Source organism: Microvirga sp. HBU67558 (assembly GCF_018069605.1).
Lineage (GTDB): Bacteria > Pseudomonadota > Alphaproteobacteria > Rhizobiales > Beijerinckiaceae > Microvirga > Microvirga terrae.
This window is the reverse complement of sequence record NZ_JAGPUP010000515.1, coordinates 1-25,449: the sequence shown is the minus strand read 5'-3', so window position 1 is coordinate 25,449 and position 25,449 is coordinate 1. Positions and strand designations below refer to the sequence as shown.

Below are 25,449 nucleotides of genomic sequence, written 5' to 3'. Positions count from 1 at the left end.
AGCTCCGCGCCTCACGGAAACGGGATCACCGGGACGAGCCCGGTGATGACGTGGTGAGGTTCAAGACCCGTGTCGCGCCCTATTGCTTCGCCGCCGGCGGGGTCGGCTCGCCCAGCGACAGCATGAGCCGGTTGGCCCAGTTGAAGAAGGCCGCGCCGTTGATCACGTCGATGATCTCGCCGTCGTCGAGGCCGGCATTGCGCAGGGCCCCGATCTGCCGCTCGCCGAACGCGATCGGCGTATCGGTCAACGCCACGGACGCCTCGACGATGGCGTTCCAGCGCGGGTCGATGTCCGCCTCCACGCCCTCGTCGAGCAGGCGCTGGATGTCGGCGCCGCGCTTCGAGTACTGGGTGGCGAAGCGCGAATGCACGGACGCGCAGAAGATGCAGCCGTTGGACCGCGAGGTCGCGGTGGCGGCGAGCTCGCGCTCGGCGCGGGGCAGGCCGTCGCGCGTGTTGTAGAAGATGTCCTTGTCGGTCTTGGTGCGGGCCTGCAGCACGTCCGGATCGCGGGCGAGCAGGAGGAAGTACGGCGACTTCGCCCGCGAGGCGTCCACGAGCCCGGCCCAGTGCCGCTCGGTGAGCTGGTCGGCCGGGAACGGCTCGAGCCACGGCAGCCAGCCGAGCTCGTCCTGGGTGAAGGCGACGGGCTCCCGGTTGTCGGGATGCGACAGCGTTGTCTCGGTCATGGATGGCCCCCTCTCAAACGGCGCCGGACGCCAGGACGCCCGTGAAGATCTGCGTGTATTCCGTATCCGTGCTCTCGACCGCCGACGCGCCCGCGAGCGCCCGCAGGCCCGCCACGACGCGGATCTGGAACGACAGGAAGGCGACGAGCTGCGACAGGGTCACGATGTCGGTGGTCGACCAGCCGGCATCGAGAAGCGCCTGCAGGGCGGCGGGACTCGCGTCGCGCGGGTGGAACACGAGGAGATGCGCGTGCTCCAGGCCGGCCGACAGGCGCGCGCCCAGGCTCTCCCGGTTGTCGGCCGAAACCCGGTAGACCGGCCCGTCCTTGTCCTCGACCGAATGCGGGCCTTCCGGATAGCGCCCGTAGGGACCTTCCACGGCCCCGCGGGCGATCTCCGCGTCGATGATCTCGGAGAGCCGCGGATGCCCGAGCGTCTGCAGGGAGGCGGCGTAGAAATCACCCACATGGGGCTGGCGGTGGAGCCCGGCCACGAAGGTGGCGAGCGCGTAGCGCTCCAGCGCCGTGACGGTGCCGGGAACCTCCGGCTCGAACAGGGCGAGATAGCTCTTCTGCGCGTTCTCGCGCGCCTGCGGCCGCTGATCGCGCAAGCGGTCGAGGCTGGATCCCGGCCGGATCCCGGCCAGGTGATCGATGACGTCCGTCGGGGTGGTGCTCATGGGTGTCTCACGGTCCGGTGGATGGATGATGGGAGAGCATCGGACCCAAAAGTGGAAACCACTTTTGGGATCCATCCGATGCTTCTTCTCTTGGCTGGCGCATCGTTCGTCGCGGACCCGGAGGGCCGCACGATGCGCTAGCGCGGGGTTCAGCGCACCAGGGCGACGCGCTTCTCGGGCTTCGACAAAGGCGACTGCCAGCCCAGCGCCGGCGCCACGTCGCTGGCGATCAGCTCGATCGAGCGCAGGATGTCCTCGTGCGGCGGATCGACCGAATGGACCTGGAACACCAGGTCGGTCACCCGCGGCAGGGTGGTGTCGCGGCTCAACGATTCGAGCACGTCCTCGGGGGTGCCCACATGGGTGTCGAGCGCCGTGAGGATGTCGGCGAGGCTGTCGCCCGGGATCACGTGCCCCTTGGCGGCGAAGTCGGCCACCACGCGGCGCAGCCCCTTCTCGGCGAGGCGCAGGGCCTCCTCGCGGCTGTCGGCCACGAAGAGCGAGCGCGACGCCACGATGCGCGGCTCGCGGCCGTCCGGCAGCGCCGCGAGATAGGCGTCGATGATCGGATGCTGGAGATCGGGCAGCGTGGCGTGCGGCGCGTCCTTCGGCCGGGGCTGCGTGCGCGACAGCATGAGCCCGTCCCCGGCCTTGCCTGCCCGGATGCCGCCGCCGGCCGAGAAGGTCGCCTGCCAGACCCGGTCGTCGAGGTCGGGCGCCACCGGATAGAGCGAATCCCCGCCCTCGAGGCTCCCGCCCGTCCAGGCGTTGCGCAGCACCGCGAGGTGCCGGTCGTAGATCTCCGACCGGCTCGCGCTCTCGAGCCCGAAGGCCGTGAAGGACGACGGGGTGCCGCCGGTGCCGACGCCGATTTCGAGGCGTCCGCCGGACAGGAGGTCGAGCACCACCGCGTCCTCGGCGACCCGGATCGGGTTCTCGAGCGGCAGGGTGATGATGCCCGTGCCGAGGCGGATGGTCGAGGTGCGCGCCGCCACGTGGGACAGGAACACCAGCGGGGCCGGAAGCCCGCCCTCCGCGGCATGGAAATGGTGCTGCGCCACCCAGGCGGAATCGAACCCGTTGCGCTCCGCATGGATGATCTGCTCGGCCGCGAGGCGGTAGCGCTCGCCGGCGCTCGCGTCGTCGAGAAGCCGGGTGAAGAACCCGAGCCTCTTGCGCTTCGAGGATGCTGTCATGGCTTTGCTCCACTTGTCCTAAGAGAATGAGTGCGGGCCGGGATTGCGCTGGCCGGGGATCGCCTCGATGAGCTCGCGCGTGTAGGCGCTGCCCGGGCGCTGGAACACGTCCTCGACCGCACCGCCATCGACCAGGCGGCCGTTGTGCAGGACCGAGACCGTGTCGGAGATCTGGCGGACCACCGCGAGATCGTGGGAGATGAAAAGGTAGGTCAGCCCGAGCGCCTGCTGCAGCTCGTCGAGGAGCGACAGGATCTGCGCCTGCACGGTCACGTCGAGGGCCGACACCGCCTCGTCGAGCACCAGCACCTGCGGGTCGAGCACCAGGGCGCGCGCGATGGCGACGCGCTGCCGCTGCCCGCCCGAGAGCGCATGGGGCCGGCGCGTCAGGACCGACGGCGGCAGGCCGACGCGCTCGAGGATGGCCTCGACCTTGCGTGCCCTGTCCTCGCGCGGCCCGGGGTCGAAGTTCAGGAGCGGCTCCTCGACGATCTGGAAGATCGTCTGCCGCGGATCGAGGGACGCGAACGGGTTCTGGTAGACGAGCTGGATCGTCTTGCGGAAGCGGCGCAGGTTCTCCCCGCGCAGGGACGTCACGTCGATCCCGTCCACCAGGATGCGGCCCGCACTCGGCTTCTGGAAGCCCACGATGCTGCGCGCGGTCGTCGTCTTGCCCGAGCCGGACTCGCCCACGATGGCGTGCGTCGTGCCCCGCCTGACCCTGAAGGACACGCCGGCCAGCGCACGGAAAACCTCTCGGCCGCCGATGGCGAAGTCCTGCACGAGGTTCTCGACCACGATGTCATCCCGGCGCGCCCCGATATGCACGGGCTTCGACCGGGCGACCGAACGCGCCTTGCCGAGCGAGGGCGCGTCGGCCAGGAGCTTGCGCGTATACTCGCTGCGCGGCGCGGCGAGCACTTCGGCGGTCGGGCCCTGCTCCTGGATGCGCCCGCCCTTGAGCACGACGATGTGGTTCGCCCGGTCGGCCGCCACGCCCAGGTCGTGCGTCACCAGGAGGACCGCCGTGCCGTATTCCCGGCGCAGCTCGTCGATCAGGTCGAGGATGCGCTTCTGCACCGTCACGTCGAGGGCGCTGGTGGGCTCGTCGGCGATGATGAGCGCCGGACGCAGGGCAATCGCGATGGCGATCAGCACGCGCTGGCGCATCCCGCCCGAGAGTTCGTGCGGATACTGCTTCGCGCGCAGCTCGGGCTGGGACAGGCCGACCCGCGCCAGAAGCTCGATCACCCGAGCGTCGATCTGAGCCCGAGTGCCCTGCCGGCTTCCCTGCCGGTGGATCTGCAGCACCTCGGCCACCTGAGCCCCGATGGTCTTGACGGGATTGAGCGAGCTCGTCGGATCCTGCGGGATCAGGCTGATCTTCTGGCCGCGGATGGTGTCGAGCCGCTTCTGCGACCAGCCCGCGATGTCGGTTCCGTTGAGCCGGATCGCGCCGCCTTCCAGGCGGCCGTTCTCGGCCAGGAGCCCGATCACCGCCTGCGCCGTGGTGGTCTTGCCGGATCCCGATTCACCGACGAGCGCCACGACCTCGCCGGGACGAACGCGCAGCGACACCTCGTGGACGACGCGCTGGAAGCCCTCGGGGCCGCGATAGCCGACCGCGAGATCGCTGATCTCGAGAACCGGCACGTTCGCGACGTCCGCGGCCGTGGGCCTGATGGAGATGGCGCTCGTCATGGGCGGGCCTTTCCGAAGGACTGGCTGATGCGGTTCGCCGACAGGACGACGAGGATCACCACGATGCCCGGCACGGTCGTCAGCCACCAGGCGCGCGCCAGGTAATTGCGCCCCTCGGCGATCAGCAGGCCCCACTCCGGCGTCGGCGGCGGCGCCCCGTAGCCGAGGAAGCCCAGAGTGGAGATGGTCAGGATGGCCCAGCCGAGCTGCAGGGCCGCGAAGGCGATCACCGAGGTCAGCGAGTTCGGCAGGATGTGGCGCAGCAGCACGCGGCCGAAGGTTCCGCCGCTGCCGAACGCCGCCTCGACGTAGTCGCTGGCGCGCACCCGCACCACCTCGGAGCGGGCGAGCCGCGCGAAGCTGGCGATGGACGTGATGCCGACCGCGATGGCCGCGTTGACGATGCCGAAGCCGAGCAGGATGACGATGCTGAGCGACAGGAGCAGCTGCGGGATCGACAGGAGCACGTCGACGCCGCGCATGATGGCGCCGTCGATCCGGCCGCGCGCCGATCCGGCCACGATGCCGAGCGTCGTGCCCACCAGAAGGCCGACGCCCACGGCCACGAGCGCTCCAGACAGCGAGTTGCCGGCCCCGTGGATGATGCGCGCGAGGAGATCGCGGCCCAGCGCGTCGGTGCCGAGCCAATGCTCGGCGCTCGGCGCGCGAAGCTGCTGGCGGGCCACGCCGACGGTCGGGTTGTAGCCAGTGAACCATTGCGGGAACAGAGCCCACAGGACGACGACCGCCATGACGAACCAGGCCAGGACGAGGCCGGGCTGGATGCTCCGGACGGCCTTCAGCCAACCGGCGCCCGAAGACGCGCCCGTCGAAGGGCTGTCGAGGACATCCGCCTCGTCGCGCAGGAGGCTGCGTCCGATCGTGTTCAGGCCGGTCATGCGACGGCTCCCTGTTTCACCCTGAGGCGCGGATCGAAGACGGGGTAGAGCAGGTCTACCGTGAGATTGATGAGCACGAAGGCCGCCGCCGAGAACACCACGATCGCCTGGAGCACCGCGATGTCCTGGTCGTTGACGGAGCGCTGCGTGAGCCCGCCGAGGCCGTTGAGGCCGAACACCGCCTCGGTGACGACCGCGCCGGCCAGAAGCTCCCCGAACAGGATGCCCCCGATGGTGAGCGTCGGAAGGACGGCGTTCTTCGCCACGTGCTTCCACAGGACCCAGCGATGGGACGCGCCCTTGGCGCGGGCGACCGCCACGAAGGGCTCCGTGAGCACGTGGTCGATGTTGCGCATGAGGATCTGGGCGAGCGGCGCCGAGATCGGGACGGCGAGCGTCAGCACGGGCAGGACCAGCGCCTGCCAGGGCCCGGGATTGATGACCGGGATGAGCCTGAGCTGGAACGAGAAGATCTGGATCAGCAGGATCCCGAGCCAGAACACCGGCGTGGAGATGAAGAGCGCCGGGATCGACTGGACGAACGCGCGCAGCCACGAGAACGGCGCCAGGGCCGAGAGCGCCGCGAGCGCGACCGCCACGATGACCGACAGGAGAAAGCCGAGCGACGCCAGCCACAGGGTCTGCGGCAGGTTGGCGAGGATCAGATCGCCCACGGGAACGCCCGCATGGATCGAGTAGCCGAAATTCCCGGTGAGGAAATTCGCCACCGTGTGGAGATACTGCACCGGCAGCGGACTGTCGGCCGCGTAGGCGGCCCGGATGTCGGCGATCTGCTCAGGCCCGAGGCCGAGTTCGGGATTGAGGAACTTGATCAGGATGGCGTCGCCGGGCAGGGCCTGCAGCAGGATGAAGGAGACGGTGAACGCAGCCCACAGCACGAGGGCCGCCTGCCCGATCCTTCCGATCACGTATCGCGACATGAGAGATCCCGTCTGGGTGGTGGATGAGATCGGCCCGCCGGGTCGCGCTCGGTTGCGCGGCCCGGCCGGACCTCGGGTTCGTCAGCGGCGGGGCGCCAGCCAGGTGTTGTAGAAGCTGGGGCGGCCAACCGCCTCGAAGGACACGCCCTTCACGTAAGGGGCGGCCGCGAAGGCCTGCGGCTCCTCGAAGATCGGAATGGCGTAGGCCTGATCGACCACGTAGTTCTGCACGTCGCCCGCCACCGCGAGGCGCTTGGCGCGGTCCGGCTCGGAGGCGAGCCGGTCGAGGAGCTGGTTCAGCTTCTCGTCGACGAAGGCCTGCACCTTGTCGCTGTTGCCGCCCTTCTGCAGCAGCACGTTGCGGTTGGTCGGATAGTACTGGCTCTTGATCACGTCGGGATCGGCGCGGCCGACCATGGCGGGCGAGACCGGCGCCTTGGCGGGATCGAGATTGTTCACGACCGCGCTGCCCGAGTCGGCCGTGAGCACGTTCAGCTTCACGCCGATCTTCTCCCATTGCTGCGCGACGAGCTGCAGCGTCTCCTTGTTCTGCGGCTGCGGCAGGGACTCGTAGGCGGAGAGTTCGAGAACCTGTCCGTCCTTCTGGCGCCGTCCGTTCGCCCCGACCTTCCAGCCGGCCTCGTCGAGCAGGGCCTTGGCTTTCTCGAGGTCGTAGGACAGCCTCTGTGAGAGATCGACATAGCCCGACGCCGTCTTGGCGATGATCGAGGTCGCCTTCGGGTAATTGGCCGAGAACAGGGTCGAGACGATCTCGTCCGTGTTGGTGGCGTGCAGGAGCCCGCGGCGGACCCGGACGTCGGCGACGAGCGGGTTGTCGGGACGGAACACGACGGAGTTGTTCACGCCGCGGGTCGAGGGCGCGTAGATCAGGTAGCCCTCGTCCTCGACCTGCTTCTCGTCATAGGCCTGGATCTGGCGGATCACGTCGGCCTGGCCGGCCAGAAGGGCGCCGATGCGCACGCTGTCCTCGGGGGTGACGATGTACTTGATCTCGTCGAGATAGGCACGGCCCTGGTGCTCCAGCTTCGCCGGGCCCCATTTGTAGTCCGCGCGCACCTTCAGGGTGAGCTCGCGTCCGAGCGTTTCGCTCGCGACCACGAACGGGCCCGACCCGATGATCTTGGTGGCGTCGCCGAGCGCTTCATAAGGCAGCGCGAGAGTCTTCAGGGATACGAGGCCGGAGCCGATCACGGACGTGCCCTGCAGGAAGCCGGGCGACGGCCTCTTGAACGTGAACTTCACCGTCTGCGGGTCGATGACCTCGCTACGGTCGTAGTTGTTGATGACCTCCGAGACCGGCAGCTTGAGGTCCTTGTTGCCGCGTCCGAACGTGTCGTAGTTCTTGGCCACGGCGGCCGCATCGAGCGGCGTTCCGTCTGAGAAGGTCACGCCCGGGCGGATCTTGAAGGTGTATTCCGTCGCGTCGGCGTTCACCGTCCACGATTCGGCGATCCAGGGTTCGATCTCCAGGGTCTTGGGGTTCTGGTAGGTCAGCTTGTCGGTGATCTGGTTGAGGATCCCGCCATTGGGATAGAAGCCGCCCGCCGGCGGATACAGGTTGGTGTGGGCCTGCTGCTCGAGATAGACCAGCGTGCCGCCCTTCGCGGGCGCACCTTCGGCGCCCGCCGCGAGGGCGCCGGCGCTCCAGAGCGCCGCGCCGGTCAGGAACGTGGCTCCCACCAGGGCCGCAAGGCCCGCTTTGGTTCCGAAGCGCGAATTCAGTGTCACGGTCAATCCCCTTCCCGGCTGGATGTCGAGCCGATCGATGCAGGAATTATCGCGACGGAACGTCCGGAAAATCAACGGGAATGTTCTTTTTTTAGAACAGGCCGGACGAGTAAAATCTTCTCTTCCAGGGCTGATCCAGGAAGGAATGTTCTTTTTGTCCTGAAATCGAGGCCCCGAAGGGCCCGCTAACGCGTCTCGGCCCATCAGATTCTCTGGGTGATGTTCGTTTTACAGAACGAACCGGATGGTGCCGCTCCTGCCCCAGCACCCTGTTGCCGGTTCCGCTTTGGAAGCTCAGAATACCCTCGCGGTGTCCTGGGCGCACAGGCCGGCCTTCCAGGAGTTCCTGACGCCGACACCGTCATCCGCTGCTGGGAGGAGCTTGTCCCATGGTCACATCGAAGTGGATCGGAAGCGCCAGGATCACGGGCTTGCTGTCCGTCCTGATTCTCGCGGCGGCCTTTGCCGCCCCGGCCGCCCAAGCGGGTCCCTGCGGGGCGGAGATCGACCGGGTTCAGGCGGCGGTCGACGCGCGCATCGACGCCACCGCGGGCGCCGGCCGGATGGGCGCTGAGAGCACCGCCGCAACGGACCATCGCGAGCCCACCCCGGGCTCCATCGCCACGGCCGAGGCGCGGCTCGGAGACGGGGCCTCGAACGAGAAGGCCCTGGCGGCCCTGACCCAGGCGCGCGCCGCCGATCAGGCCGGCGACGGGGCCGCGTGCGAGCGGGCTCTCACGGCCGCCCGCGCGGCCATCGGGCGCTGAACCGACCGCCGCGTTAGCCGGGGCTGCGCCAGGTCCCGAGGAGCATTTCGAGAAAGCGTTCGGCTGCGGGCGCCAGGCGTGCGCCGCGGCGCCTCACGACCCCGATGGTGCGCGACACCTCCGGGTCCCCGATGGCCCGCGTCACGATGATCGGATGCTCGGCCTGCGGGGTGGCGAGGCGCGGCAGCACCGAGATGCCGAGCCCGGCCTCGACCAGCCCGAGCGACGTGGACAGGTGGGTCACCTCGTAGGACCAGCTCAGGCGCACGCCGGCCCGCACCAGGGCGGCGTCGAGCAGGATGCGGTTGCCGCTGCTCCGGCTCACCGCCACGAGGGGCTGCCCTTCCAGGTCGGACCAGGTCAGGGTCTGCCTGGCCGCCAGGGGATGGTCGCGCCGGCAGGCGAGCACGAAGGGGTCCTCCAGCAGGGGCTCGAAGGACAGCTCCGGATCGGACCCGCCCAGGAGGTTGATGCCGAACTCCACCTCGCCGCGGGCCACGCTCTCCAGCCCCTCGTTGGCCGACAGGTCGAGGATCCGGAACCGGATGTTCGGGTACTGCTCCTTGAAGCGGGCGATGACCCCGGGCAGGAAGTAGTACGCCGCCGTGGGCACGCAGGCGAGCGTGATCTGCCCGCCCCGCTGCTGGCCGATCTCCCGCATGGCGAACAGGCTCGAATCGAACTCGTCGAGCATGCGCCGCACCAGCGGCAGGAATTCCCTCCCGACGTTCGTGAGCGCCACCCGCCGCGTGGTGCGCTCGAGGAGCGCCGCCCCGACGGCCGCCTCGAGCCGCTGGATCCGGCGGCTGAGCGCCGGCTGGGACAGGTTCAGCGCCTCGGCGGCGCGGTGGAATCCTTCGAGATCGACGACCGCCACGAAGGCCCGCAGATCCAGGGCTTCGAAATTGATGCTCATGGAGCATCAATAGCACCGATCTTTGCATTTCACAGCAGTTACCGGATTTGAGATGTGTGGATCACCAACCCTCTTCACCCGGATCTCGCTGTGTCACTCCCGTTCGCCACATCGAAGAAGAACGCCCTCGAAGTCCCCTGCGTGCTCATGCGGGGCGGGACCTCGCGGGGGCCGTTCTTCCTGGAAGCGGACCTCCCGGCCGACCCGGCCGAGCGCGACCGCTTCCTCCTCGCCGCCATGGGGTCGCCCCATGGGCTCCAGGTGAACGGGATCGGCGGCGGCAACCCGATGACCAGCAAGGTGGCGATCATCGCCCCGGGGTCCCGGCCGGACGCCGACGTGGATTACCTGTTCGCCCAGGTGGCCACCGACCGGGAGCTCGTCGATTTCAGCCCGAACTGCGGCAACATGCTGTCCGCCGTCGGCCCCTTCGCCATCGAGGCCGGCCTGGTGCCGGCGCAGGCGGGCGAGACCCTGGTCAGGATCTTCAACCGCAACACGGCCACCACCGTCGAGGCCGTGGTCCAGACACCTCATGGGGCCGTGGAATACGAGGGCGAGACGGTGATCGACGGCGTGCCCGGCACCGCCGCCCCGGTCCGGCTCACCTTCCTCGACGCCCTCGGGTCCAAGACCGGCGCGCTCCTGCCGACCGGGCAGGAGCGCGAGTTCATCGACAAGACTCCGGTGACCCTCGTCGATTATGCGATGCCCATGGTGCTCCTGTCGGCGGGCGATCTCGGCCTTTCCGGCGACGAGACGCCGGACGCGATCGAGGCCAGCGCCGACCTGCTCGCCCGCCTGGAAGCCATCCGCCGCGAGGCCGGCCTGCGCATGGGCCTCGGCGACGTGTCCGGCAGCGTCGTGCCCAAGGTCGGCATCCTGTCCCGGGCCCGCCACGGCGGCACGATCACGTCGCGCTACCTCATGAACGCGAGCCGCTGCCACAAGGGCCACGCGGTCACGGGCGCCCTCTGCGTCGCCGCCGCCTGCCGGCTGCCGGGCAGCGTCGCGCACGATCTTGCGGCGCCCGCCCTCTCGTCCCTGGTGACGGTCGAGCACCCGAGCGGCCGCATCGAGGTCGATCTGAGCATCGACCCGTCCGGCCGGATCGCGCGGGCGAGCCTCGTCCGCACCGCCCGCCGCATCTTCGAAGGCAGGATCATCGTCCCGGCAAGCGCTGTCCTTGCGCCCCCGGAAGGTCTACAACAAAGAGGAGAAAACGCTCATGACACCCACACGCCGCCTCGTCTGCTCCGCCGCCCTGGCCACGCTGGCCACGATCACGCTGCCCTTTAGCGGCGCCTTCGCGCAGGACGCCTTCCCGACCCGTCCCATGAAGCTCGTCGTCCCCTATGCGGCCGGCGGCGGCACGGACGCCATCGCGCGCCTCGTCGCCCAGGGAGTGAGCGAGAAGCTGGGGCAGAACCTGACCGTCGAGAACAACGGATCCGCCGGCGGCAACATCGCCACGCAGCAGGCCGCCAGCGCCGCCCCGGACGGCTACACGGTCCTGATGGCCAACCAGGGCCCGATGGTGGTCAACCCGCACCTGTTCAAGAGCGTCAAGATCGATCCGCTCACCGCCTTCGACCCCCTGACCCTGATCACCGCCGCCCCGCTCGTCGTGGTCGTGCCGAAGAACTCCCCATACAAGACGGTCAAGGAGCTGATCGAGTACGGCCAGAAGAACCCGGGCAAGCTGACCTACGGGTCCGCCGGCAACGGTTCGGCGAGCCACCTCGCCACGGTGCTCCTGGCCCAGGAGGCCAAGTTCGACGCGGTCCACGTGCCCTACAAGGGGGCCGGCCCGGCGCTGAACGACTTCCTCGGCGGCCGCATGGACTTCATGGTCACCACGGTCCCGTCCGTCCTCGGCCTGATCGAGAGCCAGGACGCCCGCGTCCTCGCCGTGACGTCGAAGACCCGGGCCAAGAAGTTCCCGGACGTGCCCTCCGTGGCCGAGAGCGGCTGGCCGGCCTACGAGGCCACCGCCTGGTACGGCTTCGCGGTGCCGAAGGGAACGCCCAAGGACATCGCCGACAAGATCCGGACCGCAACCGTCGAGACGATCAAGAACGGCGTGGTGCGCGAGCGGCTCGAGAACGAAGGCGCGGAGCCGATCGGCAACAGCCCGGAGGAGTTCGCCGCCATGATGAAGGCCGAATCCGCCCGCTGGGCCGAGATCATCGGCAAGTCGTCCATCGCCATGAACTGATCGAGACCCTGAGCGGCGGCCGCGACCGCGCGGCCGCCCGCATTGCCTGTTCACACTGGTTCCGGCATCCTGCAAGGCTCCATGGCGAGAACCGTCATGGAGCCTTTTCTGCAAGGGGCCCTTTTCCTCGCCGCAGGGCCCATCGACGGGAACGCAGCATGACGCCGGAAGAGTTGCACGCACGCCTGCCGGTCATCCGCACCATCGCCATGCCGTCCGACACCAACCCGGCCGGCGACATCTTCGGCGGCTGGCTGATGTCCCAGATGGATCTGGCCGCCGGCAACGCGGCCGCCAGACGGGCGCGGGGGCGCTGCGTCACCGTGGCGGTCGACGGCATGGCGTTCCATTCGCCCGTCCATGTGGGCGACGAGGTCTCGGTCTATGCGGACCTGATCTCCACCGGGCGGACCTCCATGAAGTTCCAGGTCGAGGCCTGGCGGCGCTCGCGCGACGGCGACGAGCAGATCAAGGTCACCGAGGCCATCTTCACGTTCGTCGCGATCGACAGCGGATCGCGCCCGCGTCCCCTGCCGCCGGGGTAGAGCCTCATCCGGAAAGGGCGTTCACCCTCCACGTCATCCCCGGGCTTGTCCCGGTAATCTCGATCGTCTGAAACGTCCCGCCCCAACGCATCGGGATGGCCGGCACAAGGCCGGCCATGACGGGAGAGGTTCACGCGAACCGGTTGCTCACTCTCCTACGTCATCACCGGGCTTGTCCCGGTGATCTCGATTGTTTGAGGTGCAGAGCCTTTCCAATCGAGATGGCCGGCACAGGGCCGGCCATGACGTGGCAGAGTCGATGCCTGACGGGTGATCCCGACGCAAGAGGCGCCGCCCTCGCCTATTCCTTCACGGCGCCCGTCATCGACGACACGTAGTAATCGACGAAGAACGAGTAGAGCAGCACGACCGGGAGCGAGCCCAGAAGCGCCCCCGCCATGAGGGCTCCCCATTCGTAGACGTCGCCGCGCACGAGCTCGGTCAGCACGCCCACCGGCACGGTCTTGTTCTCCGACGACTGGATGAAGGTGAGTGCGTAGATGAACTCGTTCCAGGAGAGCGTGAAGGCGAAGATGCCGGCCGAGATGAGGCCCGGCACCGCGAGCGGCAGCATGATCCGGGTCAGGATCTGCCAGCGCGAGGCCCCGTCGACCAGCGCGCATTCCTCCAGCTCGTAGGGAATCGACCGGAAATAGCCCATCAGCAGCCAGGTGCAGAACGGGATCAGGAAGGTCGGATAGGTGAAGATCAGGGCGAGCTTCGAATCGTAGATCCCGAACTTGAAGATCATCACGGCGAGCGGAATGAACAGGATCGAGGGCGGCACCAGATAGGCCAGGAAGATCGCAAGGCCGGTCCAGCGCGAGCCGGGAAAGCGCACGCGCTCGATCGCATAGGCGGCGAACACCGACGCGGCGAGCGACAGGATGGTCGACCCGATGGCCACCACCATCGTGTTGACGAGCCAGCCCGGATAGGAGGTCTCGAACAGGAGATACTTGATGTTCTGCAGGGTCGGGCTGGCCGGCCAGAACGGATTGTAGTCGCGGAAGTTGTTCAGCTCCTCGTTGGGCTTCAGGGCCGTGATCGTCATCCAGTAGAACGGGAACAGGAGGACGATCACGAAGATGCCCAGGGGCAGGTAAACCGTGAGCAGCCTTTGTGGCGTGCGATTCAGATAGCTCATGCCGACGGTATCGTCGGCGGCGGCAGGGTTGGCGGATCTGGCGCTCGAGGTCATGCGTCGGTTCCTCCCTGCTGCCAGCGGCGGCGCTGCAGCCCGAAATAACTGAACAGAATGGCAGAGAGAAGGAACGGCACCATGGCCACGGCGATGGCCGCGCCCTCGCCGAGCTGGCCGCCGGGAATGGCCCGCTGGAAGCTCAGGGTCGCCATGAGATGCGTCGCGTTGAGCGGCCCACCGCGGGTCAGCACGTAGATGAGCTGGAAATCCGTGAAGGTGAACAGCACCGAGAAGGTCATCACCACGGCGATCAGCGGCGAGAGCATGGGCAGGGTGATGAATCGGAACCGCTGCCAGGAGGTGGCGCCGTCCAGCGTCGCCGCCTCATGGAGCGAGGGCGAGATCGTCTGAAGGCCCGCCAGCAGCGTGATCGCCACGAACGGGATGCCGCGCCAGACATTGGTGAAGATCACCGTTGCGCGGGCGTTGTTCGGAGAACCGAGGAAGTTGATCGGCGAATCGATCAACCCGATCTTCATGAGGGCCCAGGAAATGATCGAGAACTGGGCGTCGTAGATCCACCAGAAGGCGATGGCCGACAGCACGGTCGGCACAACCCAGGGCAGGAGCACGATGGCGCGGATGAAGGCCTTGAACGGCAGATGCTCGTTGAGGAGAAGCGCAAGCCAGAGGCCCAGCATGAACTTCAGGATCGACGCCACCACGGTGTACAGGATCGTGTTGAACACCGAGAGCCAGAAGATGCTGTCTTCCCAGAGGAGCTGGTAGTTCTCCAGCCCGACGAAGACGCCCGAGCGACCGATGCGCGTGTCGGTGAAGCCGAGCCAGACGCCGAGCCCCAGCGGGTACGACAGGAAGACGACAAGAAAAAGCGCCGCCGGGAGCATGAAGAGCAGGCCGAGAAAAGCCTTGTTCTGCATGAGCGGCGTGCGGGCGGACGCAGTCGTCGCGCCGGCGCGGGTAAGGGCGGCATCGACCATGGTGCGCCTCCAACATCATCAACAGGAAAAAGGGACGGCGCTCGCACGCCGTCCCTTCAGGTTCGTCAGACGCGGTAGTAGCGGTTCGCCCGCTGCTCGGCGCGCTTGGCCGCTTCCTCGGGCGTACGCTGCCCGGTGGCGGCCTCGGCCACCATGTCCACCATGACGTAATCCGCCATCGTGGCCGCCGAGGCATAGCCGAGCGGACCGGCGTAGCCGTTGGGCCGCAGGGTCGACGACGCCCGCTTGTAGGGCTCGTGGACCGGATCCGAGGTCCAGACCGGGTTGTCGATCAGGCCCTTCAGAGGCGGGCAGCAATAGGCGCTCGAACCGGTGATCCACGCGTCCATCTGCGGCTTGTCGAGCATGAACTGCAGATAGGCGCGCGCCGCGTTCGGGAACTTCGTGTACTTGAAGATCACCGCCGAGGTGGTCTGGTGCAGCTCAACGGGCTGGCCGACCGGGCCGACCGGCAGGGTCGTCGAGCGGATGTCCTGCGCCATCTCGGCCATCTTCGGGTCGTTCTTGGCCGAGTAGTAGAGCGAGACGCCGTTCGCCGTCACGGACACGTCGCCGGCCAGGAAGACGCGGTTGTTGTTGATGTCGAGCCAGCTCTCCGTGCCCGGAATGAAGGTCTGGTAGAGCTCGCGGGCATATTGCAGCGCCTTGATCGTCTCGGGCGAGTTGATGACCACCTTGCCGCTCTCGTCGACCATCTTGCCGCCGTGGCTCCAGACGATCCAATGGGCGAAGTTGTTGCCGTCGCCGACCGCCTTGCCGAGCGCGAACCCGGCCGGCTTGCTCTTGGCCTTGAGCGCCTTGCACAGTTCAAGGAACTCGTCCGACTTCTCGGGGAATTTCGAGAAGCCCGCCTGCTTGACCATGCTCTCGCGGTAGAGAATGCCGTTGCCGATCGCCGCAAGCGGAAGCGCGATGAACTTGTCGCCCTGCTTGGCATAGCCCTCGGGACCCGGATAATAGCCGCCGTACTTGCTGGCGAAGCTGTTGCCGATGTCCGTGACGTCGAGGAGCTTGTCCGGATACTGGAACGGATCGTCGAACCAGACGAGCATCACGTCCGGCCCCGAGCCGACATTCGCCGCGACCGCCGCCTTCGGCCGGATGTCCTCCCAGCTCTCCTTGTCGACGCGCACCTCGACGCCGGTCGCCTCGGTGAACTTCTTCGTGTTGGCGAGCCAGGAATCCTCGTCGCCCTTCACGAAGGGTGTCCAGCGCAGCACGCGCAGGGTCGCGCCCTGCTCCGGCTTATATTGCGGGGCGGCCGCCTGCGCGAAGGCCGGCCCGGCATTCAGAAGCCCGGTTCCCGCCGCGCCCGCAAGGCCGGCGGTCCCAAGAAGCAGATCACGTCTAGACAGGGTCATCGTTCGTATCCTCCGTAGTCCGGGATCTCTGGTGGCATGCGCAGCCGCCCCGGTTGGGCCGCGCATTTGAGGTTGATCGATCCCCGGCGCCGCCCTCCTCTCGGCATGGACGTGCGCCGTTTCGAATGGGATGAGGATTCATGCACCGGTCCGCGTCATTGCCAGGGCGCCGGGCCGGATCTTCCAGGAAGGCGTGGGCGAGAGATCATGGGCACGAACTCGCGGGACAAGGTCTCATAGGACATCCGCGATGAGCCGGCCGAACGGCGGCGAGTCGGCAGGATGGTTCGTCCGGATGGATCCATCCGGATCGGCCACCGACCGATGATACGTCCGCGTCGCGCGCTCGCCTTCAAGCATGCGCTTCCTCCAGGCCCCGTTCATTCGTCATGCCCGTCTGGTGCGGGCTTGCAATGTTCTTGGAATGAATATTCTAGGAAGAACTCCTCCATATCAAGCAGTGAAGTCGCGGGCTTTCACAGCCGATGGATCATCAATGCGTATAGGTCAATGAACCTGACCCTTGTCGGCGCCGTCACCGGCTCGCGCTGTCGCGAACATCGGTATCACGAGCACCGCTCAGGTCCCGACGAGCGGGATCGGGGACTTGATCTCGAGCTCGGCCACCAGCCATTCGGTGAAGGCCCTTAAGGGGCGGCGCTGCCGGACATAGCGCGGGAACACCAGGTTGTGGCCGACATACCGGACCGCGTTCGACCGGCCCTCCAGGGGCATGACCAGCCGTCCCGAGGCGAGTTCCCGCTCGGCCAGGCGGGTGGATTCGAGCGCGACGCCGAGCCCCTCCGCGGCCGCCGCGATGGCCAGGAAGCTGCGGTCGAACCGGCTCCCGTTCGGCGAGGGTCCGGAGAGCCCGTTCGCGGAAAACCAGTCGGCCCATTGGATCTGCTTGCTGTCGGTCTGGATCAGGACATGGTGGTACAGGTCCTCCGGCGTGCCGATCGTCGCGGCGAGTTCCGGCGCGCAGAGCGGCGTGATCGTTTCCTCCCCGAGAGGCACGACGATCAGCCCTTCCGTGCGCGGCGCCCCGTAGACGATGTCGGCGTCGAACTCGTCCGACGTGAAGCGCGTGTAGTCGGTTCCGGCGGCAAGCCGCACGTCCACGCCCGGATGCTGTTTCAGGAACGCCGCCAGGCGCGGGGTCAGCCACTGCGCGGCGAAGCTCGGCGCCGAGTGCAGGCGCAGCAGCATGGGACCGCGGGTGGACACGACCTCCATGCCGCGCCGCAGTTCCTCGAAGGCCCGGCCGACATGGCGCATCAGCGCCTCGCCCTCGTAGCTCAGCCGCACGTTGCGCGTCTCGCGGTCGAACAGCGGGATGCCGAGCGCCTGCTCGAGCTTGCGGATCGCGTGGCTGACCGCGCTCGGGGTCAGGTTGAGCTCCGCGGAGGCCGCCCGGAACGACCCGGTCCGGCCAGCCGCCTCGAAGATCCGGAGGAAGGAGAGCGGAACCTGCTGAAGCATCGGATGAGTGAATCAGATTCACCAGAGGGTGTAAACGGCGCGTTTGTCCTGCCGCGCAATGCGGAAAATAATTCCTCCAACACGAACAAGAACGACCCTTCCCCTGGAGGAAACGATGCTACTCGAAGGAAAGACCGCGGTCATTTCCGGCGCGGCGAGCCCGCGCGGGATCGGCCTCGCCACCGCCCGCCTCTTCGCGCGCCACGGCGCCAGGGTGGCGATTCTCGACATCGACCAGTCGGGCGCCAGGGAGGCGGCTGCCGCCCTCGGGCCGCAGCACGTCGGGCTCGGCTGCAACGTCACGGACCTCGACGATTGCCGGCGCGCCGCCGACGAGGCCATCACGGCCTTCGGGCAGGTCGACATCCTGCTCAACAATGCCGGCGTCACCCAGCCGGTGAAGACCATGGAGATCGACGGGGCGAGCTGGCGCCGCATCGTCGACGTGAACCTCACCGGCGTCCTCTACCTGAGCCAGGCGTTCATTCCGCACATGCGCTCCCGCGGCCGCGGGTCGATCGCCTGCATGTCGTCGGTCTCGGCACAGCGCGGCGGCGGAATCTTCGGCGGGCCGCACTACTCGGCCGCCAAGGCCGGCGTGCTCGGCCTCGCGAAGGCGATGGCGCGGGAGCTGGGGCCGGACGGCATCCGGGTCAACTGCGTCACGCCCGGGCTGATTCAGACCGACATCACGGGCGGCAAGCTCACCGACGAGATGCGCCGGGACATCCTGAAGGGCATTCCCCTCAACCGCCTCGGCGACGCCGAGGACGTGGCCGGAGCCTACCTGTTCCTCGCGTCCGACCTGTCCGCCTACGTCACCGGCGCCGTCATCGACGTGAACGGCGGCATGCTGATCCACTGATCCGCCAACGGGAGAGATTCATGACCACGAGCCACGCGGCGCCACGGGCTCCGCAGCCGTCCCTGTCCAACGTGTCCCTGGCGGACCGCGCCTACCGCATCCGCCGCAACGCGCTTCGCATGGGCGAGGTCCAGGGCCAGGGCTACATCGCCCAGGCGCTCGGCATCGCGGACGTGCTGGCGGTGTCGTATTTCCACGCCATGCGCTACCGGCCCGAGGATCCGGAATGGGAGGAGCGCGACCGCTTCCTGCTCTCCATCGGCCACTACGCGATCGCCCTCTACGCGGCCCTGATCGAGGCCGGGATTATCCCGGAGGACGAGCTCGAGAGCTACGGCACCGACGACAGCCGCCTGCCCATGTCCGGCATGGCCGCCTACACGCCCGGAATGGAGATCACCGGCGGGTCGCTCGGGCACGGCCTCGGCCTCGCGGTGGGCTTCTGCCTGGGCCTGAAGCGCAAGCAGTCGAAGTCCTTCGTCTATTGCCTGTTCTCCGACGGCGAGCTCGGCGAGGGATCGATCTGGGAGGGCGCCTGGTCGGCGAGCCACTGGAAGCTCGACAACCTGATCGGCCTCGTCGACGTGAACAACCAGCAGGCGGACGGCCCGGCCTCCCAGGTCACGGGCTTCGAGCCGCTGGCCGAGCGCTTCGCATCCTTCGGCTGGCATGTGCAGCGCGTCGACGGCAACGACATCGACGCCCTCGTGGCGGCCTTCGACGAGGCCAGGAACCTGGCCGAGCAGAAGCCGCGCATCATCATCTGCGACACCAAGATGGCCAAGGGCGTGCCGTTCCTCGAGGAGCGCGAGCGCAACCACTTCCTGCGGGTGGAGCCGAACGAGTGGCGTCAGGCCATCGAACTCTTGGACGCCGGGAGGACATCATGAGGCGCTCGAAATACACCCGTCCCGCCTGGCTGGGCGAACAGGCGGAAGGCGGACAGGGCACGGCGGACAGCCCGCGGCTCACCACCTCGGCGATGATCGCGTCGCTCGCCGGGCCCGACCAGCGCACCAAGCCCGCCCCGTTCGGCCATGCCCTCGCGGCGCTCGCCGAGACCCGGCCGGAGATCGTCGGCCTGACGGCGGACCTCGCCAAGTACACGGACCTGCACGTCTTCGCCAAGGCGCATCCGGAGCGCTTCTACCAGATGGGCATGGCCGAGCAGCTCCTGATCAGCGCGGCCGCCGGCATGGCCCGGGAAGGCTTCATGCCGTTCGCCACCACCTACGCGGTGTTCGCCGCGCGCCGGGCCTACGACTTCATCTGCATGGCGATCGCCGAGGAAAACCTCAACGTGAAGATCGTCTGCGCCCTCCCCGGCCTGACCACCGGCTACGGGCCGAGCCATCAGGCCACCGAGGACATCGCGATCTTCCGCGGCATGCCGAACATCGCCATCATCGATCCGTGCGACGCCCACGAGATCGAGCAGGCCGTGCCCGCCATGGCGGCCCATGACGGCCCGGTCTACATGCGGCTCCTGCGCGGCAACGTCCCGCTCGTCCTCGACGAGTACGGCTACACGTTCGAGTTCGGCAAGGCCAAGACCCTGCGCGACGGCAACGACGTGCTGATCGTCTCGTCCGGCCTGATGACCATGCGGGCTCTCGAAGCCGCCGAGGCGCTCGCGAACGACAATGTCGACGTCGCTGTGCTGCACGTGCCGACCATCAAGCCCCTGGACGAGGCGACGATCCTGAAGGAGGCCTCGCGCACCGGCCGCATGGTGGTGGTGGCGGAGAACCACACGATCGTCGGCGGCCTCGGCGAGGCGGTGGCCGGCCTTCTGATGCGCTCGGGCGTGTTCCCGACGGCCTTCCGCCAGATCGCCCTGCCGGATGAATTCCTGGACGCCGGTGCCCTGCCGACCCTGCACGACCGCTACGGCCTGTCGGTCGCCGCCATGACGCGCAGCATCAAGGGCTGGCTCTAGGACGATCGTCCCCGGAGCGGACGATCCGCTCCGGGGTGCGGCCGCCTCTCCGCGCGCCGCCGTCATCACAATCGTCGACAAGCCCGGCCAACGGGCGGGACATTCAGAGGAGAACGCACATGAAGAGCACGATTTCACGCCGGACGCTGATCGCCGGAGCCTTCGCGGCACCGGCCGTCCTGACCCTGCCCCGCGGCGCCCAGGCGGCCACCAACCTGACCCTCGGCCACAACGCGGCGCCCGGCAATCCGCGAAGCATCGCCACCGAGCGCTTCGGCGAACTGGTCAAGGAGCGCACCGGCGGACGCATCAGCGTGCGCGTCGCCGGATCCGAGCAGCTCGGCAACGAGCAGTCCCTGCTCACGAGCCTGCGCACCGGCGCGGTCGACATGACCGTCAACAGCCAGGGCTCCACCTCGGCGCTCGTGCCGGAGCTCGCCGCGCTCGGCCTGCCGTTCCTGTTCGAGGACAGCGCCGCGGCCTTCAAGGTGCTGGAAGGCCCGATCGGCGAGGAGCTCGCCCAGCGCTTCTCCAAGGTCCAGATGGTTCCCCTCGGCTGGTGGGACAACGGCATCCGCCACATCACCAACAGCAAGCGGCCCGTCGCCAAGCCGGCCGACCTGAAGGGCCTGAAGATCCGCACGCCGCCCGACCCGATGACCATCGACATCTTCCAGGCGCTCGGGGCCGGCACCGAACAGATCAGCTTCGGCGAGCTCTATGTCGCCCTGCAGCAGGGCGTCGTGGACGGGCAGGAGAACCCGCTGACGAATATCGCCAGCTCCAAGCTGTTCGAGGTGAACAAGTTCATCAGCCTCTCGGGCCACAAATGGGAGAGCTCGCCGTTCCTCATGTCGCAGATCACCTGGACGCGGCTGCCCGCCGCCGACCGGGAGATCATCAAGGCGGCCGCCAAGGAGGCGGGCGACCTGCAGCGCAAGCTGTTCGCCGAGAACGAGGCCAAGTTCAACAGCGAGTTCCGGGCCAATCCGAAGCTCGCCGTCAACGAGGTCGACAAGCCGGCCTTCCGCGAGGCCTCCGCCAAGGTGGTCGACACCTGGCGCGCGAAGCCCTTCGGCGAGTTCGTCGACCGGCTCGCGAAAACCGCCCGGAGCTGACGCCATGACGCGCGTCGCCCCTCTCCCCCACCACGAGCGTGAGCTGGCCACGGGGAGCGGCGCGCTCGCCCTGGCCAGGATCATCGACCGCGCGGTGGCCTTCGCCTGCCAGGCGGTGATCCTGCTCACCGGAATCGCCCTGCTGGCGATCCTCACGGCGAATGTCGTCGCCCGCTACGTCCTGGAGAGCGGCGGCTTCCGCTTCGCCCAGGAACTGCCCGAGCGCCTCTTTCCGTGGTTCATCATGGCCGGCGTGGCGCTCGCTGTTCAGAAGGGCGGCCACATGGCGGTCGAGTCCGTCCTGTCCCGCCTGAGCCGGAACGGTGCCCGCATCATGCTCCTTGTCGGCCATGCCATCATCATGGCGTCCTATGCCGTCCTGGCCTGGGAAGCGCTCGGCGTCGCCGACATCGTGTCCATCGAGACGAGCCCCGTGCTCGGCCTGTCGAGCAGCTACAGCTATTACGCTCTGGCGCTGGGCTGCATCGCCGTCATCCTGACCACCTTCGCGCTTGCCCTGCGGGTCGCCGTAATCGGCCCCGAGGCCATGCCGACCCCCGATCCGGAGGAGACCGGCATATGAGCATCGTTCTCATCATCGTCTTCACGATCCTCATGCTGCTGGCGATCCCCGTGGGCCACGCCCTGGTGATCGCCGCCGGAGCGACGCTTGCCTGGCAGGGCGAGCTGCCCCTGATGATCGTCGCGCAGCAGATGTACCAGCAGACGCAGTCCTTCCCGATGCTGGCCCTGCCCTTCTTCATGATGGCCGGCAGCCTGATGCTCGGCGGCAAGCTGGGGCACGAGCTTCTGTCCTTCGCCACCAAGTCGATGCAGCGCTGGCGCGGCGGTCCGCTCTCGACAACCGTCGTCGCCTCCGTGGTGTTCGGCGGCGTCTCCGGAAGCGCGGTCGCCAATGCCAGCGCGCTGGGCTCGGTGCTGATTCCCTGGCAGAAGAAGCAGGGCTACCCGGCCGGGCTGTGCGCGGCCAACAATGCCACCTCGGCGGTGATCGACATCCTCATTCCTCCGTCGATCCCGCTGATCCTCTACTCCCTCGTCAGCGGCGTCAGCATCGCGGATCTGTTCACGGCGGGCATTCTGCCGGGCATCCTGATGGCCGGCGGCTTCGTCCTGACCTGCAGCTGGATCGCGCGGCGGCGCGGCATCCACTCGGAGGACCCGGCCGTCAGCCGGATGGAGCTTCTCAAGCTGGCGGTGCTGAGCGGTCCCGCCCTCCTGATGCCGATCCTCATCTTGCTCGGTCTGCGTTTCGGCATCGCCACGCCGACCGAGATCTCCGTCCTGGCCGTCGTCTATGCGCTGGCCCTCAGCGCCCTCTTCTACCGCGACCTCACCTGGAAGCGCTTCTACCACAGCCTGATCGAGTCCGGCGTCGCGACCGGGGTCGTCATGCTGGTGATCATGGGCAGCGCCATCGTGGGCTGGATCCTGACCTTCGACGAGGTTCCGATCCGCTTCGCCGAGTGGGTCACGGCCACGATCAGCAATCCCCTGCTGGTGATCCTGGCCATGAACATCCTGCTGCTGGTCGTCGGCATGCCGCTGGACCTGCCGCCGGCGATCCTGCTCCTCGGGCCGATCTTCGTGCCCCTGGCGGCGACGATCGGACTCGATCCGGTGCAGCTCGGCATCATCATGGTGCTCAATCTCGGCATTGGACTCTACACGCCCCCGATCGGCACGACGCTGTTCATCTCCTCGTCGATCGCGCGATCGTCCCTGGCGGACACGACCCGAGAGCTGTGGCCGTTCTTCGGCGTGGCCATGCTGGTGCTTCTCGCCGTCAGCTACATTCCCGCCCTGACGATCTACTGAAGCCAGAGCATCGCGCGAAAACTGGACACGGTTTTGCGCAATCAACGATGCTCTCATGAGAGAAGAAGCATCGGAGCGTCCTACTTTAGAACGAGCGGGACGCTCTCCCCTTGTCAGCTCTCCGGCCGGCACAGTACCGATAGGCACGAAGCGAGGGATCAGGAACATGACTCGGATTGCTTTTGTCGGCCTTGGCGCCATGGGACTGCCGATGGCCTCGAACCTCGTGCGAAAGGGATTCGACGTCACCGGGTTCGACCTGAACGCCAACGCCCTCGCGACGCTCGAAGGGGCCGGAGGCCGGCGCGCGGGCAGCGCGCGTGACGCGGCCCATGACGCGGATGTCTTGATCCTGATGGTGGTGAACGCCGCCCAGGCCGAGGCCGTGCTGTTCGAGGGCGGCGCCCTGGAGTCGCTCCGCGACGGCGGCGTGGTCGCCCTCATGGCGACCTGCCCTCCTTCGGCCGTGGAAGCCATCGAAGCACGAGTCCAGCGCGCCGGAAGGCGCCTGGTCGACGCTCCCGTGTCGGGCGGGGTGGCTGGCGCCAAGGGAGCGACGCTGACCATCATGGCGGCCGGACCCCGCGACACGTTCGATCTCGCAAAGCCCGTCTTCGACGCCATGGGCGACAAGGTCTTCCATGTGGGCGAGCGCCCGGGACAGGGCGCCATGGTCAAGACCGTCAACCAGCTTCTGTGCGGCGTTCACATCGCGGTCGTCGCCGAGGCGTTCGCTCTTGCGTCCAAGGTCGGCGTCGATCTCGACATCCTGCTGCAGATCATGAGCGGGTCCGCGGCCTCGAGCTGGATGCTCAAGGACCGGGGGCCGCGCATGCTCCAAGAGCAGCCCGAGGTCACCAGCGCGGTCGACATCTTCGTCAAGGATCTCGGCATCGTGCTCGATGCCGGCCGGGACACCAGGGCGGCTCTGCCCCTGGCCGCAGCGGCCCATCAGATGTTCCTGGCGGCGTCCGGGCGCGGGGACGGCCATGAGGACGACAGTCAGGTCATCCGCACCTATCTCGCCTTGAACGGCGTTCGATGATCGGCTGCGTGAGCGCGCTCGTCGGGCCATCGGATCGAGGACGATAGCGGATCCGTGCGGTCGCGCCGACAACGCCCAGGATCGTGCTCGACAAGACCATCTCACCCAAACGAGCCTCCTGCTTCGAGTGTAGCGCGTCCCGCAGGGCGATCGACTCGATCAAGAGGTTCGCCCCGACCACGGTCGTCTCCCGCCATGATCGCACATCTCGTTCGATGATCGGGCTGCCCGGCATTCGCCAGGATGGAAACTCCCCGGACGGGCCGCATTAACGTATGAGAAGCTTGGCTTTTCGCGCGAGCACTTTTCCGGATTGCGGCATGCGGCAAGGAACACGCCGTCTGCCGAAGTTGTTCGAAGCATCCGGGTTTCTTCTCTCACGGGAACTGGAACAAGTTGCCAGGCCCATTGTTGGTAGCCGGGTTGCAGCTCAGTCAACTTGTTTGCGTGAGCAGGAACAGTCCGGCTGTCTTCAGCCGGCGAGCTTCTTTCAATGTCCGAGCCGATCAGGCTAACCCCTCCTTGTGCAGGGTTGGAGCGTTCGTCCGTATGATCTCACCTGATAACGCTTCCCCATTTGGAAGCTTCTTTCTCGGCGGTTTCGAGTGTTCAAGCCACCGGCGCTGGGACGGTCGACGACTCGATCTTCTCGCCAGCACTGATCATGACCGGCTCGCGGCCCAGGATTACGAACTTCTCTCCGAGCACGGCATTCATGCGGCGCGCGATGGATTGCGGTGGCACCTCATCGAAACGGCGCCCGGCCGCGACGACTGGAGCAGCTTCCTGCCGATGCTGCGGGCCGCGGAAGGCACCGGGACGCGCATCATCTGGGATCTGTGCCATTACGGCTATCCCGATGATCTGGACATCTGGTCGCCGGCCTTCATCGACCGCTTCGCGCGCTTCGCGTCCGCGGCAGCCCGGCTGGTCAAGGAGGAGTGCCGGCAGGTGCCGGTCTACTGTCCCGTCAACGAAATTTCCTACTGGGCGTGGGCGGGGGGCGAGGTCGGACGCTTCAACCCGTGCGGTCATGGCCGGGGTGCCGAGCTCAAACGCCAGCTCGTGCGCGCGACGATCGCCGCCATCGGGGCGATCCGCGCCGTCGATCCGAGGGCGCGCTTCATCACGGCGGAACCGCTGATCAATGTGGAAGCGGGCCTCGGAGACGACGAGCACGCCAGAAGCGCGCAGGTCTATCAGCAGTCCCAGTTCGAAGCGCTCGACATCCTCTGCGGGGCGAAGGAGCCCGAGCTGGGTGGAGCACCGGACTGTCTCGATATGGTCGGGCTCAATTATTATCCCGAGAACCAATGGTATCTCGGTGGCTCG

Annotated in this window: 23 protein-coding genes and 1 pseudogene; 12 read left to right on the top strand and 12 right to left on the bottom strand. The window is 67.6% G+C overall.

The window, feature by feature from the left end; all coding sequences use genetic code 11:
- Positions 1–79: 79 nt before the first annotated feature.
- The 7 genes from KBI52_RS14430 to KBI52_RS14400 form a co-directional block, all read right to left on the bottom strand.
- The gene (locus KBI52_RS14430; RefSeq protein WP_173950266.1) at positions 80–691 is read right to left on the bottom strand and encodes an alkylhydroperoxidase domain protein; all 612 of its coding nucleotides are present in this window, start codon (positions 689–691) and stop codon (positions 80–82) included.
- A gap of 13 nt (positions 692–704) precedes the next feature.
- The gene (locus tag KBI52_RS14425; protein WP_210808304.1) at positions 705–1,370 is read right to left on the bottom strand and encodes a CMD domain protein; all 666 of its coding nucleotides are present in this window, start codon (positions 1,368–1,370) and stop codon (positions 705–707) included.
- Between the two features lie 149 nt (positions 1,371–1,519).
- Positions 1,520–2,566, bottom strand: coding sequence for a putative FMN-dependent luciferase-like monooxygenase (locus KBI52_RS14420; RefSeq protein WP_210808302.1), 1,047 nt, complete (start codon positions 2,564–2,566; stop codon positions 1,520–1,522).
- Positions 2,567–2,584: 18 nt separating this feature from the next.
- Positions 2,585–4,267 (bottom strand): ABC transporter ATP-binding protein, encoded by a 1,683-nt coding sequence (locus KBI52_RS14415; protein ID WP_210808300.1) that lies wholly within the window; start codon positions 4,265–4,267, stop codon positions 2,585–2,587.
- Complete coding sequence (locus KBI52_RS14410) at positions 4,264–5,166, bottom strand: ABC transporter permease (RefSeq protein ID WP_173950262.1); 903 nt, start codon at positions 5,164–5,166, stop codon at positions 4,264–4,266. Before KBI52_RS14410 ends, KBI52_RS14415 begins: the two co-directional genes overlap by 4 nt.
- On the bottom strand, positions 5,163–6,107 hold the full coding sequence (locus KBI52_RS14405; protein ID WP_173950261.1) for an ABC transporter permease: 945 nt from the start codon (positions 6,105–6,107) through the stop codon (positions 5,163–5,165). The genes KBI52_RS14410 and KBI52_RS14405 overlap by 4 nt, the downstream gene beginning before the upstream one ends.
- Before the next feature lie 81 nt (positions 6,108–6,188).
- A complete protein-coding gene (locus KBI52_RS14400; RefSeq protein ID WP_210808298.1) occupies positions 6,189–7,856 on the bottom strand; it encodes a TIGR04028 family ABC transporter substrate-binding protein in 1,668 nt (555 codons plus the stop codon).
- A gap of 389 nt (positions 7,857–8,245) precedes the next feature.
- On the opposite strand from KBI52_RS14400, the gene KBI52_RS14395 reads away from it, so the two are divergent.
- Positions 8,246–8,623, top strand: coding sequence for a hypothetical protein (locus KBI52_RS14395; protein ID WP_247654393.1), 378 nt, complete (start codon positions 8,246–8,248; stop codon positions 8,621–8,623).
- A 13-nt stretch (positions 8,624–8,636) separates the two neighbouring features.
- Here the strand turns inward: KBI52_RS14395 and KBI52_RS14390 are convergent, their stop codons facing one another.
- A complete protein-coding gene (locus KBI52_RS14390; RefSeq protein ID WP_210808296.1) occupies positions 8,637–9,539 on the bottom strand; it encodes a LysR family transcriptional regulator in 903 nt (300 codons plus the stop codon).
- 90 nt (positions 9,540–9,629) lie between these two features.
- Here KBI52_RS14390 and KBI52_RS14385 point away from each other — a divergent pair, with 90 nt between their 5' ends.
- The 3 genes from KBI52_RS14385 (at position 9,630) to KBI52_RS14375 (ending at position 12,302) form a co-directional block, all read left to right on the top strand.
- Entirely contained in the window at positions 9,630–10,838 is a 1,209-nt protein-coding gene (locus tag KBI52_RS14385) for a 4-oxalomesaconate tautomerase (protein ID WP_262266139.1), read from the top strand.
- Entirely contained in the window at positions 10,768–11,757 is a 990-nt protein-coding gene (locus tag KBI52_RS14380; RefSeq protein ID WP_210808294.1) for a tripartite tricarboxylate transporter substrate binding protein, read from the top strand. Before KBI52_RS14385 ends, KBI52_RS14380 begins: the two co-directional genes overlap by 71 nt.
- 158 nt (positions 11,758–11,915) lie before the next feature.
- Positions 11,916–12,302 (top strand): acyl-CoA thioesterase, encoded by a 387-nt coding sequence (locus tag KBI52_RS14375; protein WP_173950257.1) that lies wholly within the window; start codon positions 11,916–11,918, stop codon positions 12,300–12,302.
- Positions 12,303–12,603: 301 nt separating this feature from the next.
- On the opposite strand, the gene KBI52_RS14370 is transcribed toward KBI52_RS14375, so the two are convergent.
- The 4 genes from KBI52_RS14370 to KBI52_RS14355 all read right to left on the bottom strand — a co-directional run bounded on the left by KBI52_RS14370 (position 12,604) and on the right by KBI52_RS14355 (position 17,311).
- A complete protein-coding gene (locus KBI52_RS14370; RefSeq protein ID WP_210808292.1) occupies positions 12,604–13,503 on the bottom strand; it encodes a carbohydrate ABC transporter permease in 900 nt (299 codons plus the stop codon).
- A complete protein-coding gene (locus KBI52_RS14365; protein ID WP_173950255.1) occupies positions 13,500–14,447 on the bottom strand; it encodes a carbohydrate ABC transporter permease in 948 nt (315 codons plus the stop codon). Before KBI52_RS14365 ends, KBI52_RS14370 begins: the two co-directional genes overlap by 4 nt.
- A 65-nt stretch (positions 14,448–14,512) precedes the next feature.
- On the bottom strand, positions 14,513–15,829 hold the full coding sequence (locus tag KBI52_RS14360) for an ABC transporter substrate-binding protein (RefSeq protein WP_210808290.1): 1,317 nt from the start codon (positions 15,827–15,829) through the stop codon (positions 14,513–14,515).
- A 579-nt stretch (positions 15,830–16,408) separates the two neighbouring features.
- On the bottom strand, positions 16,409–17,311 hold the full coding sequence (locus KBI52_RS14355) for a LysR substrate-binding domain-containing protein (protein WP_210808288.1): 903 nt from the start codon (positions 17,309–17,311) through the stop codon (positions 16,409–16,411).
- A gap of 115 nt (positions 17,312–17,426) precedes the next feature.
- Here KBI52_RS14355 and KBI52_RS14350 point away from each other — a divergent pair, with 115 nt between their 5' ends.
- The 8 genes and pseudogenes from KBI52_RS14350 to KBI52_RS14315 all read left to right on the top strand — a co-directional run.
- The gene (locus KBI52_RS14350; protein ID WP_210808286.1) at positions 17,427–18,176 is read left to right on the top strand and encodes an SDR family NAD(P)-dependent oxidoreductase; all 750 of its coding nucleotides are present in this window, start codon (positions 17,427–17,429) and stop codon (positions 18,174–18,176) included.
- Between the two features lie 20 nt (positions 18,177–18,196).
- Entirely contained in the window at positions 18,197–19,066 is an 870-nt protein-coding gene (locus KBI52_RS14345) for a transketolase (RefSeq protein ID WP_210808284.1), read from the top strand.
- Entirely contained in the window at positions 19,063–20,115 is a 1,053-nt protein-coding gene (locus KBI52_RS14340; RefSeq protein ID WP_210808282.1) for a transketolase family protein, read from the top strand. The genes KBI52_RS14345 and KBI52_RS14340 overlap by 4 nt, the downstream gene beginning before the upstream one ends.
- A gap of 119 nt (positions 20,116–20,234) precedes the next feature.
- Positions 20,235–21,233 (top strand): TRAP transporter substrate-binding protein, encoded by a 999-nt coding sequence (locus KBI52_RS14335; RefSeq protein WP_173950249.1) that lies wholly within the window; start codon positions 20,235–20,237, stop codon positions 21,231–21,233.
- A 4-nt stretch (positions 21,234–21,237) separates the two neighbouring features.
- The gene (locus KBI52_RS14330) at positions 21,238–21,816 is read left to right on the top strand and encodes a TRAP transporter small permease (protein WP_210808280.1); all 579 of its coding nucleotides are present in this window, start codon (positions 21,238–21,240) and stop codon (positions 21,814–21,816) included.
- On the top strand, positions 21,813–23,072 hold the full coding sequence (locus tag KBI52_RS14325) for a TRAP transporter large permease (RefSeq protein WP_210808277.1): 1,260 nt from the start codon (positions 21,813–21,815) through the stop codon (positions 23,070–23,072). Before KBI52_RS14330 ends, KBI52_RS14325 begins: the two co-directional genes overlap by 4 nt.
- A 157-nt stretch (positions 23,073–23,229) precedes the next feature.
- Complete coding sequence (locus KBI52_RS14320) at positions 23,230–24,117, top strand: NAD(P)-dependent oxidoreductase (protein ID WP_210808332.1); 888 nt, start codon at positions 23,230–23,232, stop codon at positions 24,115–24,117.
- Positions 24,118–24,666: 549 nt separating this feature from the next.
- Positions 24,667–25,449: pseudogene (locus KBI52_RS14315) on the top strand (beta-glucosidase); the annotation flags it as partial.

What these genes read in the sequence shown, in the direction of transcription:
- KBI52_RS14375 (WP_173950257.1), top strand. Translation starts at nt 11,916, where the DNA reads ATGACGCCGGAAGAGTTGCACGCACGCCTGCCGGTCATCCGCACCATC.
- KBI52_RS14345 (WP_210808284.1), top strand. Translation starts at nt 18,197, where the DNA reads ATGACCACGAGCCACGCGGCGCCACGGGCTCCGCAGCCGTCCCTGTCC.
- KBI52_RS14350 (WP_210808286.1), top strand. Translation starts at nt 17,427, where the DNA reads ATGCTACTCGAAGGAAAGACCGCGGTCATTTCCGGCGCGGCGAGCCCG.
- KBI52_RS14425 (WP_210808304.1), bottom strand. Translation starts at nt 1,370, where the DNA reads ATGAGCACCACCCCGACGGACGTCATCGATCACCTGGCCGGGATCCGG.
- KBI52_RS14340 (WP_210808282.1), top strand. Translation starts at nt 19,063, where the DNA reads ATGAGGCGCTCGAAATACACCCGTCCCGCCTGGCTGGGCGAACAGGCG.
- KBI52_RS14390 (WP_210808296.1), bottom strand. Translation starts at nt 9,539, where the DNA reads ATGAGCATCAATTTCGAAGCCCTGGATCTGCGGGCCTTCGTGGCGGTC.
- KBI52_RS14395 (WP_247654393.1), top strand. Translation starts at nt 8,246, where the DNA reads ATGGTCACATCGAAGTGGATCGGAAGCGCCAGGATCACGGGCTTGCTG.
- KBI52_RS14370 (WP_210808292.1), bottom strand. Translation starts at nt 13,503, where the DNA reads ATGACCTCGAGCGCCAGATCCGCCAACCCTGCCGCCGCCGACGATACC.
- KBI52_RS14430 (WP_173950266.1), bottom strand. Translation starts at nt 691, where the DNA reads ATGACCGAGACAACGCTGTCGCATCCCGACAACCGGGAGCCCGTCGCC.
- KBI52_RS14380 (WP_210808294.1), top strand. Translation starts at nt 10,768, where the DNA reads ATGACACCCACACGCCGCCTCGTCTGCTCCGCCGCCCTGGCCACGCTG.
- KBI52_RS14405 (WP_173950261.1), bottom strand. Translation starts at nt 6,107, where the DNA reads ATGTCGCGATACGTGATCGGAAGGATCGGGCAGGCGGCCCTCGTGCTG.
- KBI52_RS14355 (WP_210808288.1), bottom strand. Translation starts at nt 17,311, where the DNA reads ATGCTTCAGCAGGTTCCGCTCTCCTTCCTCCGGATCTTCGAGGCGGCT.
- KBI52_RS14335 (WP_173950249.1), top strand. Translation starts at nt 20,235, where the DNA reads ATGAAGAGCACGATTTCACGCCGGACGCTGATCGCCGGAGCCTTCGCG.
- KBI52_RS14420 (WP_210808302.1), bottom strand. Translation starts at nt 2,566, where the DNA reads ATGACAGCATCCTCGAAGCGCAAGAGGCTCGGGTTCTTCACCCGGCTT.
- KBI52_RS14415 (WP_210808300.1), bottom strand. Translation starts at nt 4,267, where the DNA reads ATGACGAGCGCCATCTCCATCAGGCCCACGGCCGCGGACGTCGCGAAC.
- KBI52_RS14330 (WP_210808280.1), top strand. Translation starts at nt 21,238, where the DNA reads ATGACGCGCGTCGCCCCTCTCCCCCACCACGAGCGTGAGCTGGCCACG.
- KBI52_RS14325 (WP_210808277.1), top strand. Translation starts at nt 21,813, where the DNA reads ATGAGCATCGTTCTCATCATCGTCTTCACGATCCTCATGCTGCTGGCG.
- KBI52_RS14410 (WP_173950262.1), bottom strand. Translation starts at nt 5,166, where the DNA reads ATGACCGGCCTGAACACGATCGGACGCAGCCTCCTGCGCGACGAGGCG.
- KBI52_RS14365 (WP_173950255.1), bottom strand. Translation starts at nt 14,447, where the DNA reads ATGGTCGATGCCGCCCTTACCCGCGCCGGCGCGACGACTGCGTCCGCC.
- KBI52_RS14360 (WP_210808290.1), bottom strand. Translation starts at nt 15,829, where the DNA reads ATGACCCTGTCTAGACGTGATCTGCTTCTTGGGACCGCCGGCCTTGCG.